General features: G+C 54.9%; 15 protein-coding genes and 1 pseudogene. 15 read left to right on the top strand and 1 reads right to left on the bottom strand.

All coding sequences use genetic code 11. From position 1 onward, the window contains the following. Positions 1-192: 192 nt before the first annotated feature. The 13 genes and pseudogenes from JQ822_RS24160 to JQ822_RS24105 all read left to right on the top strand — a co-directional run bounded on the left by JQ822_RS24160 (position 193) and on the right by JQ822_RS24105 (position 9911). Entirely contained in the window at positions 193-801 is a 609-nt protein-coding gene (locus JQ822_RS24160) for a TetR/AcrR family transcriptional regulator (protein ID WP_000379506.1), read from the top strand. Further along, the gene (locus JQ822_RS24155) at positions 798-1949 is read left to right on the top strand and encodes an efflux RND transporter periplasmic adaptor subunit (protein WP_016236501.1); all 1152 of its coding nucleotides are present in this window, start codon (positions 798-800) and stop codon (positions 1947-1949) included. Before JQ822_RS24160 ends, JQ822_RS24155 begins: the two co-directional genes overlap by 4 nt. Then, positions 1946-3151 (top strand): ABC transporter permease, encoded by a 1206-nt coding sequence (locus tag JQ822_RS24150; RefSeq protein ID WP_137397143.1) that lies wholly within the window; start codon positions 1946-1948, stop codon positions 3149-3151. The genes JQ822_RS24155 and JQ822_RS24150 overlap by 4 nt, the downstream gene beginning before the upstream one ends. Before the next feature lies 1 nt (position 3152). After that, a complete protein-coding gene (locus JQ822_RS24145) occupies positions 3153-3863 on the top strand; it encodes an ABC transporter ATP-binding protein (protein WP_004393997.1) in 711 nt (236 codons plus the stop codon). Between the two features lie 28 nt (positions 3864-3891). After that, the gene (locus JQ822_RS24140) at positions 3892-4365 is read left to right on the top strand and encodes a cytochrome c (protein ID WP_003056106.1); all 474 of its coding nucleotides are present in this window, start codon (positions 3892-3894) and stop codon (positions 4363-4365) included. After that, positions 4352-5839, top strand: a complete 1488-nt coding sequence (locus JQ822_RS24135; protein WP_137397142.1) for an efflux transporter outer membrane subunit — start codon at positions 4352-4354, stop codon at positions 5837-5839. The genes JQ822_RS24140 and JQ822_RS24135 overlap by 14 nt, the downstream gene beginning before the upstream one ends. 130 nt (positions 5840-5969) lie before the next feature. Next, the gene (locus tag JQ822_RS24130; protein ID WP_137397141.1) at positions 5970-6527 is read left to right on the top strand and encodes a recombinase family protein; all 558 of its coding nucleotides are present in this window, start codon (positions 5970-5972) and stop codon (positions 6525-6527) included. A gap of 2 nt (positions 6528-6529) precedes the next feature. Further along, positions 6530-7540: pseudogene (locus tag JQ822_RS24125) on the top strand (DUF4158 domain-containing protein); the annotation flags it as partial. Continuing rightward, complete coding sequence (locus tag JQ822_RS24735; RefSeq protein ID WP_235635075.1) at positions 7514-7750, top strand: Tn3 family transposase; 237 nt, start codon at positions 7514-7516, stop codon at positions 7748-7750. The pseudogene JQ822_RS24125 and the gene JQ822_RS24735, both read left to right, overlap by 27 nt. A gap of 215 nt (positions 7751-7965) precedes the next feature. After that, on the top strand, positions 7966-8286 hold the full coding sequence (locus tag JQ822_RS24120; protein ID WP_001137910.1) for a DUF134 domain-containing protein: 321 nt from the start codon (positions 7966-7968) through the stop codon (positions 8284-8286). Further along, positions 8261-8722: a NifB/NifX family molybdenum-iron cluster-binding protein gene (locus JQ822_RS24115; protein ID WP_000626969.1), complete on the top strand. Its 462-nt coding sequence runs from the start codon at positions 8261-8263 to the stop codon at positions 8720-8722. The genes JQ822_RS24120 and JQ822_RS24115 overlap by 26 nt, the downstream gene beginning before the upstream one ends. A gap of 160 nt (positions 8723-8882) precedes the next feature. Further along, complete coding sequence (locus JQ822_RS24110) at positions 8883-9320, top strand: PaaI family thioesterase (protein WP_016241611.1); 438 nt, start codon at positions 8883-8885, stop codon at positions 9318-9320. 114 nt (positions 9321-9434) lie between these two features. Further along, a complete protein-coding gene (locus tag JQ822_RS24105; protein ID WP_000043177.1) occupies positions 9435-9911 on the top strand; it encodes a Dps family protein in 477 nt (158 codons plus the stop codon). Between the two features lie 304 nt (positions 9912-10215). On the opposite strand, the gene JQ822_RS24100 is transcribed toward JQ822_RS24105, so the two are convergent. Continuing rightward, positions 10216-10566: an ArsR/SmtB family transcription factor gene (locus tag JQ822_RS24100; protein WP_000928911.1), complete on the bottom strand. Its 351-nt coding sequence runs from the start codon at positions 10564-10566 to the stop codon at positions 10216-10218. 161 nt (positions 10567-10727) lie between these two features. Here JQ822_RS24100 and JQ822_RS24095 point away from each other — a divergent pair, with 161 nt between their 5' ends. Then, positions 10728-12386, top strand: coding sequence for an FAD-dependent oxidoreductase (locus tag JQ822_RS24095; protein WP_000706606.1), 1659 nt, complete (start codon positions 10728-10730; stop codon positions 12384-12386). Positions 12387-12631: 245 nt separating this feature from the next. Further along, positions 12632-13096 (top strand): methyltransferase family protein, encoded by a 465-nt coding sequence (locus tag JQ822_RS24090; RefSeq protein ID WP_001243598.1) that lies wholly within the window; start codon positions 12632-12634, stop codon positions 13094-13096. Positions 13097-13305: the final 209 nt, after the last annotated feature.

Here is a 13305-nt window from a genome sequence, read left to right as displayed (position 1 = left end):
TCCATGATGGTTCTCCGAATGAAAGCCTGTCCTCAGCATAGTACTGGGAAGGAGGGAGTGACCATCTCATTAAATAAAGCACGTTAAGCCCATTGCAGACTCTAGATATTGACGAGTACGTCGGGTTTTCTCTTGTTTGAGTTGCCTCTTGTGGTAAGATAGTAATCAATTACTATCTTACAAGGAGTGCTCGTGGACACCCATCCAAAGCATCTGCCGGCCGATGAACGTCGTGCCGTAACTGTCGAGTCCGTCGTGGCGCTTGCCGGTTCACAAAACCCAAGCGAGATAACCACTGCGGCTATCGCTAAACACATGAACTTGACCCAGGGTGCGCTGTTTCGGCACTTCCCGAACAAGGAAGCCATTTGGCAGGCGGTCATGGAGTGGGTAGCAGAGCGCCTATTAGCCAGAATCGATCGATCCGCACAAGGAATCGAGTCGCCCTTGGCAGCCATGGAGGCGATGTTCATGAGTCATATCGAATTCGTAGCTGAGCACCCAGGCGTGCCAAGAATGATGTTTGGTGAGCTTCAGCGTGCCGAATCGACACCGGCCAAGCGCATGGTGCAAACCTTGATTCAGCGCTACAGCGAACGTTTGCATCGTCTCATCGAGAAAGGCAAGGCCAGCGGCGAGTTGTCTCCCTCGCTTGACAACGAGGCGGCGGCAACGCTGTTCATTGGCACGATCCAGGGCTTGGTCATGCAATCGCTGTTGGCGGGTGATGTGGGACGTATGCACCGCGATGCGCCGCGCGTCTTTGCAATTTATCGGCGTGGCATAAGGAGTGCGCAATGAAAAAGTTACCCTTGCAAGGCCGCACCCTGGCACTGCTTGCCGTCATCATTCCTTTGCTGGTGCTTTTTATTTATGTCGGTCTGCGATCAGGGCCGCTCGCCCCGGTCGCTGTGACGGTGGCAAGCGTGGAATCACGGGCTATCACACCGGCGCTGTTCGGCATCGGCACGGTGGAGGCGCGCTACACCTACAAGATCGGGCCGACGTTTGCCGGGCGCGTCAAACGCCTGGAGGTGCATGTAGGCGACCAGGTCAAGGCCGGACAGGTGCTCGGCGAGATGGAGCCGGTCGACCTTGATGATCGGGTGCGCTCACAGGAGTCTGTATTCAAGCGGGCGGAAGCGGCTTTGCGCGAGGCAGAAGCCCGGCAAGCCTACGCGCAAACCCAGGCGCGCCGCTATGAGCAATTGTTTGCGGTGCGCTCGACCAGCGAGGAAATCGTCACCACCAAGCGGCAGGAACTGCAGATCGCCGATGCCGCCCTATCCGCCGCTCGGGAAGATATTGCCCGGGCACGCTCCGACCGCGAAGCACTCGTCGCGCAGCGGAGCAATCTGCGCCTGATCGCGCCGGTCGACGGTGTAGTCGCCGTGCGCGATGCCGATCCCGGCACGACCATCGTCGCGGGCCAGGCCGTGGTGGAAGTGATCGACCCCAAGAGTTTGTGGATCAATGTGCGCTTCGACCAGATCAGCGCATCGGGGCTGGCTGGGGGGCTGCCGGCTCATATCGTCCTGCGTTCGCGTGGTGGCCAGACCTTGAAAGGTCGCGTGCTGCGGGTGGAACCCAAGGCCGACGCGGTAACCGAGGAAACGCTTGCCAAGGTGACATTCGATAACAAACCAGAACCTTTGCCACCAGTGGGTGAACTGGCCGAAGTCACGGTTGACTTGCCGGCGCTCCCGGCCGCTCCACTGATCCCCAACGCTGCCGTCCAGCGTGAAGGCGATAAAGTTGGTGTCTGGCAAATCGTGGATGGTGATCTGCATTTCTCCCCGGTCAAGCTCGGCACTTCCGACCTCAATGGTTACGTGCAGGTGCGCGAAGGGCTCAAGAATGGGGACCAGGTTGTGACCTATAGCGAAAAGGCACTGACGGCGCGCAGCCGCATCCATGTGGTCGAGCATATCCCGGGAGTTTCACGATGATCAGCCTGGCCGGCCGCGACATTCTCCATGCCTGGGGGAAATTCGTCTTCACCGGCATCGGTCTGGGTCTGCTGATCGGCGTCACCCTAGTCATGGCTGGGGTGTACCGAGGCATGGTGGACGACGGCAAGGCGTTGCTCGACAACAGTGGCGCTGACCTTTGGGTGGTGCAAAAGGATACTCTGGGTCCTTATGCGGAGTCGTCCAGCCTCAACGATGACGTGTATCGCGCCATTCTCGCCATGCCGGGAGTCTCACAGGCAGCGAACGCGACCTACCTGACCATGCAGGTACGCAAGGGCGAGAGTGATGTACGCACCATGGTGGTCGGCATCGCGCCCGGTGCGTTGGGGGCTACACCCGGATGGCCTCCTTATCTCGTCGCTGGACGCCAGATCACGCGCGGTCACTACGAGGCTGTGGCCGACATCGCCACCGGCTTCAAACTGGGAGATCGTCTTACCATTCGCCGCAATCATTACACCGTCGTGGGGCTGACACGGCGTATGGTGTCGTCCAGCGGCGACCCGATGGTATTCATTCCGCTCAAAGATGCCCAGGAGGCCCAGTTCCTCAAGGACAACGATGCCATCTGGCAAAGCCGGCGTCGCACCGAAGCCAACCCGGTCTTCAATCGACCCGGTGATCCAGGTTTGCTGGATGCCGTGATTGCTTCACAGAGCAGCAACGCGTTCGTCAATGCCGTGCTGGTCACTCTGAAACCTGGTCATGCGCCGGACGAGGTTGCCGAATCCATCCAGCGCTGGAAGCGTTTGACGGTCTACACCCGGGCACAGATGGAAGACATCCTCGTCGGCAAGCTGATCGCCACCTCGGCCAAGCAGATCGGCATGTTCCTTGTGATTCTGGCCATCGTTAGCGCGGCCATCGTTGCCTTCATCATCTATTCGCTGACGATGGACAAAATCCGTGAGATCGCGGTGTTGAAGCTCATCGGCACACGCAACCGAACCATCGCCGCGATGATCATGCAGCAGGCGCTCGCCCTGGGCGTGATTGGCTTCGTGGTCGGCAAGATCACAGCCACCTTTTCAGCACCGGCTTTTCCAAAATATGTCCTGCTCACGCCAATGGATTCTGTCGCCGGTTTTTTTGCCGTGCTCGTGATCTGCGTTCTAGCTAGCCTCGTCGCCATTCGCATGGCACTCAAGGTCGATCCGGCCGAAGCCATTGGAGGTTGAGATGAGTGGCAAAGGGATACACATCGAAAGTTTAAGCAAGCGGTATGGCGATGGTGACACCGCTGTCTTTGCCTTGAGAGACGTGAATATGCATGTTGCGCCTGGTGAAGTGGTGGGACTGATCGGCCCTTCCGGGTCCGGCAAGAGCACGCTGCTCAAGTGTCTGGGTGCGGTGATCGAACCGACCGCCGGTCGCATGACGCTGGGCGATGAAGTGATCTACGCCGATGGCTGGAAAGTCCGCGACCTGCGCGCCTTACGGCGTGACAAGATCGGTTTCGTTTTCCAGGCGCCGTACCTGATTCCGTTTCTCGATGTCACCGACAACGTGGCGCTGCTGCCGATGCTTGCAGGCGTCGCGAATGGAGAGTCACGCGCGAAGGCACTGGAATTGCTCACAGCGCTTGATGTGCAACACCGAGCTCGCGCAATGCCCTCGCAACTCTCCGGTGGCGAGCAGCAACGGGTCGCCATCGCGCGCGGACTGGTCAATCGTCCGCCGGTGATCCTGGCCGATGAACCCACTGCGCCGCTGGATTCCGAGCGCGCCATGGCTGTAATCCGCATCCTCAACGACATGGCCCGGAAGTTCGAGACCGCCATCATCGTCGTCACCCATGACGAAAAGATCATCCCCACATTCAAGCGCATCTACCACATCCGCGACGGCGTGACCCATGAGGAAGCTGGCGAAGGGCGGGAGTTCGAATGAGAGAACGATTGAATTACAGGAGAATTTCATGACCCACCGCAAACACAGCCACGCATTTGGAACTATCACCCTGACCGTTACGGCCTGCCTGCTTTTATGGGGTTTTCAGTTGCCAGCTTGGGCTGGTGACGCTACCCAGGTTGAGCCACTGGCGCTACGCAAGATCATGCAGGAACTCGGGCGCAACATGCAGGCTATTACCGGTGCGATTTCGCAGGAGGAATGGGTTCAGGTCGTTCAGCTCGCCCCAAAAGTTGCTGCACACCCCGAGCCACCGCTTACTGAAAAAATGCGCATCCTTGCTTACCTCGGCGCTGATGCGACCAAGTTCAGAAACTTTGACGCGCAGACTCACGAGGCGGCGCTGGCCATGAAGCTGGCTGCTGCGAGCAGCGACGGCAAGGCGGTGATCCAATCATTCGCCCACGTGCAGGAAAGCTGCTTGGGCTGCCACCAAGCTTTCCGTAAACCTTTCGTGGAGCATTTTTATGGAGCACGCTAAAACATGCCAGCGCCCCATCAGCCTCGAAAGACGGCTTGCGGCAACTTACCTGGTAGCTGGTCTGGTCACCGCCGGTCTGGCCGGCTGCGCCGCCGGCCCTGATTTTCAGCGTCCCACCGCACCCGATGTGGCTCGCTACACTGCAACACCGGTAGCTGATAGAACCGTGTCCGCTCCCACGCAGTTTGGCGAAACACAACGTCTAGTCGAAGGGCTTCCGATCGAAACGCAATGGTGGCAAAGCTTGGGTTCATCCGCACTCGACGGACTGATAAACGAAGCTTTCCATGTCAGCCCGACGCTGGCGAGCATCAGCGCCAATTTGCGACAGGCGCAGGAGCTTCTTGCCGCACAGGCGGGCTCGACGCAATATCCACAGGTAGATGTCGCACTGGGATCTCAGCGCCAGCAAATGAGTCCCAGTAGCCAAGGGTTGAGCGGAGACGCACGTCAATTCAGCCTCTACAACGCCAGCGTTGGCGTGCATTACAACCTCGATCTGGCTGGCGGCAACCGGCGCGCACTCGAAGCCTTGGCTGCTCGCGCCGACTACCGTCGCTTCGAACTGAATGCTGCGCGCCTGGCCCTTGCCGGCAACATGGCAACCGCTGCCATTACCCGAGCACGCCTCGCCGCGCAACTAGAAGCCACTACTGCCATTTTGCGCGTGCAGGATGAGCAACTGCGCCTAGCCCATGAACGCGTGCGTATCGGTCAGGCCTCACCTGATGAAGCGTTGAGCCTACAAGCTCAGGCGGAGCAAACGCGGGCAGAACTGCCTGCGCTGCGTAAACAACTGCAACAAACCGAACATCTACTGGCGGTGCTAGCCGGTCGTGCCCCAGGCACGGGTGGCATCCCGGCCTTCACTCTGGCCGATTTCACTCTACCCGTCGAGATGCCGCTCGTCGTGCCCTCAGAACTGGTGCGCCGCCGACCGGATATCCAGGCGTCAGAGGCGCTGTTGCATGCGGCCAATGCAGACTATGGTGTGGCTGTCGCCAAGCTCTACCCACAGATCAACCTGAGCGCCAACCTTGGTTCTCAGGCGCTGACCACCGGTGCCCTGTTCGGTGGTGGCTCGGCAGTGTGGGGCCTGGTTGCGCAGCTCACCCAGCCTCTTTTTAATCCAGGGCTACCCGCTGAAAAAAGAGCGGCGCTCGCCGCTTTTGATGCCGCCGTAGCCAATTACCAGAGCGTCGTATTGGAGTCTTTGCGTAACGTCGCCGACACCCTGCGCGCGGTGGAAAGCGATGCACAAACTTTGACTGCCCTCGCTGCCGCTGATATGGCTGCACAGGCCTCCTTGCAGTCGGTCGAGCGGCAATACCGGCTGGGCGCGGCCAGCTACCTGCAACTGCTCATCGCGCAGCAACAGGCACAGTCAATCCGGATCAATATGGTTGCGATCCAGGCACAACGCCTAGTCGATAGTGTTGCTTTATATCAGGCCCTGGGAGGTGGTGTCAGTTAAGACTATACCCTAACCTGATGTCAGATATTGAGCACAAACAACGTCAGAGTAGGGTATTAATTTATATTTATTGACACATTCAGCCAAGGGTAATAGATTTCATCCTGACATTTTTACCTTTGGAGGCATCTTGCAAGGTCAACGTATCGGCTACATTCGCGTCAGCAGCTTCGACCAGAATCCTGATCGACAACTGGAACAAATAGAAGTCGGCAAGGTATTCACCGATAAGGCTTCAGGCAAGGACACACAACGTCCCGAACTTGAAAGGCTGCTGGCCTTCGTCCGCGAGGGCGACACCGTGGTGGTGCATAGCATGGACAGGTTGGCACGCAACCTTGATGACCTGCGCCGCATCGTCCAAGGGCTGACACAACGGGGCGTGCGCATGGAGTTCGTCAAAGAAGGGCTAACGTTCACCGGCGAGGACTCACCGATGGCCAATCTGATGCTGTCGGTCATGGGAGCCTTTGCTGAGTTCGAGCGCGCTCTGATCCGCGAACGTCAGCGCGAGGGAATCGTGCTGGCTAAGCAGCGCGGGGCCTACCGGGGACGAAAGAAATCGCTGAACAGCGAACAAATTGCCGAGTTGAAACGGCGAGTTGCGGCAGGCGAGCAGAAAACCTTGGTGGCCCGTGACTTCGGCATCAGCCGCGAAACCTTGTACCAGTACCTGCGGGAAGACTGACCATGCCACGCCGCTCAATCCTGTCCGCCACCGAGCGCGAAAGTCTGCTGACACTGCCAGATGCCAAAGACGAACTGATACGGCACTACACGTTCAACGAAACCGACCTGTCGGTGATCCGTCAGCGTCGCGGCGCCGCGAATCGATTGGGCTTCGCCGTGCAGCTTTGCTACTTGCGATTCCCTGGCATCTTCTTGGGCGTCGATGATCCTCCATTTCTGCCCCTGCTGCGCATGGTGGCCGCACAACTCAAGGTGCCGGTGGGAAGCTGGAACCATTACGGCCAGCGCGAGCAGACACGGCGGGAGCACTTGGTCGAGCTGCAAACGGTGTTTGGATTCAAGCCCTTCACCATGAGTCATTACCGGCAAGCCGTGCATACATTGACCGAACTGGCCTTGCAAACAGACAAAGGCATTGTGCTGGCCAGCACCCTTGTTGAAAACCTGCGGCGGCAGAGCATCATCCTACCCGCCATGAATGCCATCGAGCGCGCAAGCGCCGAGGCCATTACCCGTGCCAACCGAAGCATCCATGCGGCATTGGCCGATTCCTTGATACCTGTCCATCGCCAGTGCCTGGACGAACTGCTCAAGCGCAAGGATGGTAGCAAAATGACGTGGCTAGCGTGGCTGCGCCAATCGCCCGCCAAGCCAAACTCGCGCCACATGCTTGAACACATCGAACGCCTCAAAGCCTGGCAGGCGCTTGACCTACCTGCTGGCATCGAACGGCAGGTACACCAAAACCGCTTGCTCAAGATCGCCCGCGAAGGCGGCCAGATGACGCCCGCCGACCTGGCCAAGTTCGAGTCGCAGCGGCGTTACGCCACCTTGGTAGCACTGGCCATCGAGGGCATGGCCACCGTCACTGATGAAATCATCGACCTTCACGACCGTATCATCGGCAAGCTGTTCAATGCGGCCAAGAACAAGCATCAACAGCAGTTCCAGGCTTCCGGCAAGGCGATCAACGACAAGGTGCGGATGTATGGGCGCATCGAGCGCACGCTGTTCATTCTGGATTGGCTGCAAAGCGTGGAGCTGCGCCGCCGCGTCTATGCGGGGCTGAATAAGGGCGAGGCGCTGGACGACACGTTGCTGCAATATCTGTCCCCGCTGGGGTGGGAGCATATCAACCTGACCGGCGATTACCTATGGCGCAGCAGTGCCAAGGTCGGTGCGGGGAAGTTCAGGCCATTGCGACCGCTGCCACCGGCTTAGCGTGCTTTATTTTCCATTTTCTGAGACGACCCCCTTATGGCAGCACTTTAAATTGAGTCTCATACAGTATCTGTTTTCTTTCTCTTCATCTCTCATGACCTGCTGCCCACTTACAGACTCCAGGGTAAAGCAAAAAATTCTCCACCGGTGAGCAGAGTATATTGCATATGCCAGTTTATGAGTGTATATATAGCATATGCTAATAAGGAGCCTTCATGCCAAGACCCAGAATTCCCCGTAACATCTGTGGCCGCCCTGCGGATACCTGTTTTAAGCCCAATGCGCGACCGATGAGCCAGCTTGAACATGTTCATTTAAAAGAAGATGAGTTTGAAGCGTTACGGCTGGTCGATTTACTGGGCATGCAACAGCAGGAAGCGGCTGTTGCAATGGGGGTTTCAAGGCAGACACTGGCCAATGTCCTGAAAGCAGCCCGTTTTAAGGTTGTGGACTGTCTCACTCAGGGCAAGGCCTTAATAATGCACTCTGAAAGGGAAGGAGTTACACAAGATGATCACAGCCATTCCAGTGAATGACGACCGGGTAGCAAATCATTTTACCAAAGCGAGTCACCTTGTCCTGGTGGATGAGCGCGGTGTGGAGCTCAGCCGGACAGAAAATCCCGCGCTGGGCGCAGATTGTTCAGGTAAACGGAAGCTGGTTGACCTGCTGGTTCAACAGCAAGTCAGCCGCGTTGTGGTCCGTAACATCGGGGAACGGATGCTGGGTAAATTACTGGGGCATCAGATCGCGGTGTACCAGACTGACTGTGGTCGTCGTTTGTTCACTGAACTGTGTGATCCGGATACCCGTGTTCTGACTGAACTGAATAAGCCGGAGCAGGGACGCCAGTCCTTTCATCATGAGGCGAAAGGGAAAAAATGCTGTCACTCTGACGGGAACACAGCAGAAAATGCGTGCCAGGGTGGGCGTCAGCATCATCACGGAAACGGGCGCTGTTGCCATTCATGAGTTTATTTCATCACGGGCGGTGATTTTTATCAGACCCGTATTGTGTATAAACCAGGAGCCGGAATGTGTGGAGGAGGCAGTAATGATGCCGGGGGAGCCCCTCAGCTGACTGAATTCCGGATGCCTCCCGTCAGTACAACCGGACGCTGAGCAGAAACAGATGAATTGTTATCTTGATGCCAGAAAGGCCCATACCTGTTGTATGGTCTGTAGTTCCCGCGACAACAACCCTGATACGGTGAACTTAATGTTTTCAGAGCACCCGGATGGCTCTGTATGTGCGGACTACACGGCCAATCACAGGCATCAGGGGTATACGGGTCTTTTACATGGCGGAATGACGAGTACCCTGCTGGATGCAGCAATGACTCATTGTTTGTTCATGCAGGGTGTGCAAGCCCTGACGGCTGAACTGACGGTAAGATTCATTTCACCCGTTTGTACCGGAGACAAACTGATGGTATGTGCCAGACTGCTTGGGCAACGCAGGGGGATTTACCTGCTTGAAGCATGGCTGACAAAAGGACAGCAGACAGTGGCACGTGCCACGGCGAAATTCATTGTTCCGTCGCAGGATATTGCTCTGGCGCATCGCTAGTGTGACAGACGACAGGTGTACCTGGTTATTATAAAAATTTGAGGCGTGTTTTGCTCAGACCGGAAAGAATAATCGCATATCGTATATTCCACTGAAACCGTGTAAGAGGTAGTTATGAGTAAACAAATCATTGATATTGGTATTGCTGAATCATCCCGGGTGGAGATTGCAGACGGCCTGTCCCGGCTTCTTGCTGACACCTATACCCTGTATATAAAAACACATTACTATCACTGGAATGTAACTGGCCCCATGTTTAACAGCTTACATTTAATGTTTGAAAATCAATACAATGAGCTGGCCACTGCCGTTGATGATATCGCTGAACGTATACGCTCGCTCGGATGCTTCGCGCCCGGCACATATCATGAATTTTCACGTTTAACAGCGGTTAATGAAGATAAGGATATTCCGGCAGCAAAAAACATGATTGAAAATCTTGTCCAGGGCCAGGAGACCGTGGTTAAAACTGCACGCTCCCTGTTCCCGCTCGTTAATAATGCGAATGATGAAGCCACAGCAGATCTGCTTACACAACGTATCCAGTTACATGAGAAAACTGCCTGGATGTTGCGTAGCCTGCTTGAATAATGTCACCACGTGGCAGCAGAAAAAACGGTTTGTCAGCCACAGGCTATTACTGACAGTGCAGAATCATCCGTGTTCCTGTGGCTGTTTTTTCTGACCGTCACAGTATTAAACACCATTGAATCAGTGGGTTAATCAGTGAATGCGTGAACGAGAAATACAGTCCGTGACGGGCATCATCGGCTGGTATATCCGGACCACTGTTGTTTTCCCGTTAAGGTATCGCAGGTTCCGGTCTGGCATTTCACAGCCTGAACAGGGTTAATGATGCACGGATAAAACGGTTTACGGGGAAAGCAGGATCATATTATTCGTTGTTATGGCTTCCTTTACCGGTGCCTGCCTGCGGGCAGTAGAGATCATATAAGGTATTTAACAACGTCATGATACGGTTATCCTCAATACGGTAATATACCATTTTACCTGCCCGTCGGGTCTCGACCAGCTTCAGGCGGCGCATTACACCCAGCTGCTGGGACAGGGTCGGCTGAGTGATACCGACCGCCGCTTCCAGCCCGGCCACATTCGCTTCCCCCAGGCTTAACTGACACATCAACAGCAACCGGTCGCTGTTGGCCAGTCCCCGTAAGACATCTGCTGCCCTCAGGGCCGCATTCTTCATATCTGTCTGACGTTTTGTGTCTTCATTCATGAGCATTGCTGATTTCTCATACTATGTGTTTTTATATAATATAATTTAGTATACTGACGGTATCGTAATTTTGCCATCGTGTTCGTCAGGTCTGCAGCGTCCTGCCGGCCCGGGGAAACGATTATATCTGGCAGGCATTTTTGCCCCGGGTGAACAGAGAGGATGTAATGAAAATAGTGATTGTTGGTGGTGTTGCCGGCGGGGCATCCGCTGCAGCCAGAGCTCGTCGGTTATCAGAGGATGTCAGTATTGTTGTGTTTGAACGGGGAAGCGATGTCTCTTTCGCCAACTGTGGATTACCTTATCATATAGGCGGAAAAATTCCTTTAAGGCAGTCACTGATTCTGAAAACCCCGGAGGATTTTAAATCCCGCTTTAACATAGACGTCCGTATCTGTCATGAAGTGACGTCAGTGGATCCGGTTAATAAAACGGTGACGGTTAAAAATCTGACCTCAGGGGAGGTCTATAGCGAAGAATGGGATCGTCTGCTCCTCAGTACCGGCGCCGCTCCGGTTGTCCCTCCTTTGCCCGGGCTACAGGAAGAGGGTGTCTTTACGCTGCGAAATCTTACTGACATGGATGCTATCCTGGGGTGGATTGAGCAACATCACGTAGCTCACACCACGCTTGTCGGGGGGGGATTTATCGGACTTGAAGTGATGGAGGCTCTGAGCGAACGGGGGATCAGTGTGACCCTGCTGGAGATGGGGGAACAGGTTATGGCTCCGGTTGATCCTGAAATGGCATCTGCCCTGCATCAGGAAATCCGGAGTCATGGCGTGGATCTGCGTCTCAGAACGGCGCTCACCGAGGTACTGCGGACAGAGACGGGATTCCGCGTTGCACTGTCTGAGGGTGGGTTTCTGCAGACCGACATGGTTATTCTCGCCATCGGGGTAAAACCTGAGAACAGCCTTGCCACAGGAGCCGGGCTCGCAGTGGGTAAACGGGGAGGCATAAGCGTCAATGCCTGTATGCAGACCAGTATCCCTGACATCTACGCCGTGGGGGATGCCGTTGAAACTCCAGACTTTGTCTTTCAGGAACCCGCTAATTTTCCTCTGGCAGGGCCCGCCAACCGCCAGGGACGCATTGCTGCTGATAACATGCTAGATCGTCACAGCCTTTACCATGGCAGTCAGGGGACATCCATTTGTAAGGTATTTTCGCTGAGTATTGGCAGCGTCGGTGCGAATGAAAAGCAGCTGAAAGTTCATGGCACCCGATACGAGAAGGTTTACGTCCATGCCGCTGATCATGCCGGTTACTACCCGGGGGCAACGATGATCAGTCTGAAACTGCTGTTCAGCCCCGATACCGGTAAAATTCTCGGGGCTCAGGCATCAGGGAAAAAAGGGGTTGATAAACGCATCGATGTCCTGTCTGTCGCACAGCGCGCGGGGCTTACCGTCAACGATCTCGAACATCTTGAGCTGACTTATGCTCCACCTTTTAACAGTGCAAGGGACGTCGTTAACCAGGCTGGTATGGTGGCGACAAATGTAATGAAAGGAGATACGGTCATATGTCATGTCAGCGATGTGTTACAACGGGAACCGGGCAGTTATTGTTTACTTGATATTCGCTCTCCTGCCGAACTGAAACAATTTGGCGAATATCCTGACGCGCTATCCATTCCACTGGATTCCCTGCGGGAGAATCTTGAAAAAGTGCCTAAAGATAAAGAGATTTTTATAGGGTGCCAGAGTGGCCTGCGCGGGCATGTGGCATACCGTATTCTTCAGGCCCACGGCTTCAGGACATATAATCTGAGTGGTGGCTTTATAACCTGGCAGGCGGTAACGGAGTCAATAAGTAAATAAGAGATGAGGTGCCATACACATGGCACCCTGAATCGCCACAGGTTTAACAGTGAAGTGGTCTGCTGAATTTGTTCACCTGAACAGAGGTGTGGACTGACCCCGCACCGTTATAAGGACAGTTATGAAAAAAATAACTTTTCAGATCAGGCATATAATGTCAGATTCATGGTCACTATAGGAATGGCAAGGACTGGATTTTCATTTTGCAGCCATCAGGCTGCTTAGTTCAGAGATAGGTCTGTGTAATGCGTAACTTCGTGACTCGATTGAGAGTATGGTTTCCGCCCCCACTCATCTTATTGCTGTTTTTCGTCACTGATGTGTTGACTGCAATCCCGCGTTTTACCTTCGACATCGTGAATATAGTGCTAAGCGTGTTGCTGACCGGTGTTTGTATTACCATGATACTGCACACCGCTTGGCAGATGAGCACGAACGGCACGACGCTTAATCCGCTTCATCCGGATAGAACCACCAAGCTGGTAACTGTCGGTTGTTACGCATGGAGTCGAAACCCTATTTACCTTGGAATGAGCGGGCTCCAGTTATCCGTTGCTCTCTGCTTTGGCAGCCTGGTGGGGATACTTGCTGTACCGTTGTTTATGTTTGTAGTAGCCAGATTACATATCCATGTTGAAGAGGTACAGCTTCGAAAACGTTTCGGGTTGGAATGGGAACGCTATACCCAACGGGTTCGTCGCTGGTTATAGCAACCCCGTGGTGTTGCAGGAGACAAATAACGTCGAAATCATAAAGAAAAGAATTCATCATCCTTGAGCTTTTATATCGTAATCGTAAACCAGGTGCCGTATGTAGCCATTGAGCCAGTGCTGGTACCTTAGGGAAGGTGCGAATAAGCAGGTCATTTCTTCCCAAGCTGACTCGCTGATTAAAATTTCGCGGATCTGGGCCGATTTTT

Origin of the sequence: Citrobacter sp. FP75 (genome assembly GCF_018342065.1) — a bacterium.
Taxonomy (GTDB): domain Bacteria; phylum Pseudomonadota; class Gammaproteobacteria; order Enterobacterales; family Enterobacteriaceae; genus Citrobacter.
Note: the sequence above shows the minus strand (reverse complement) of the source record. Positions and strands in the feature narration are given on the sequence as shown.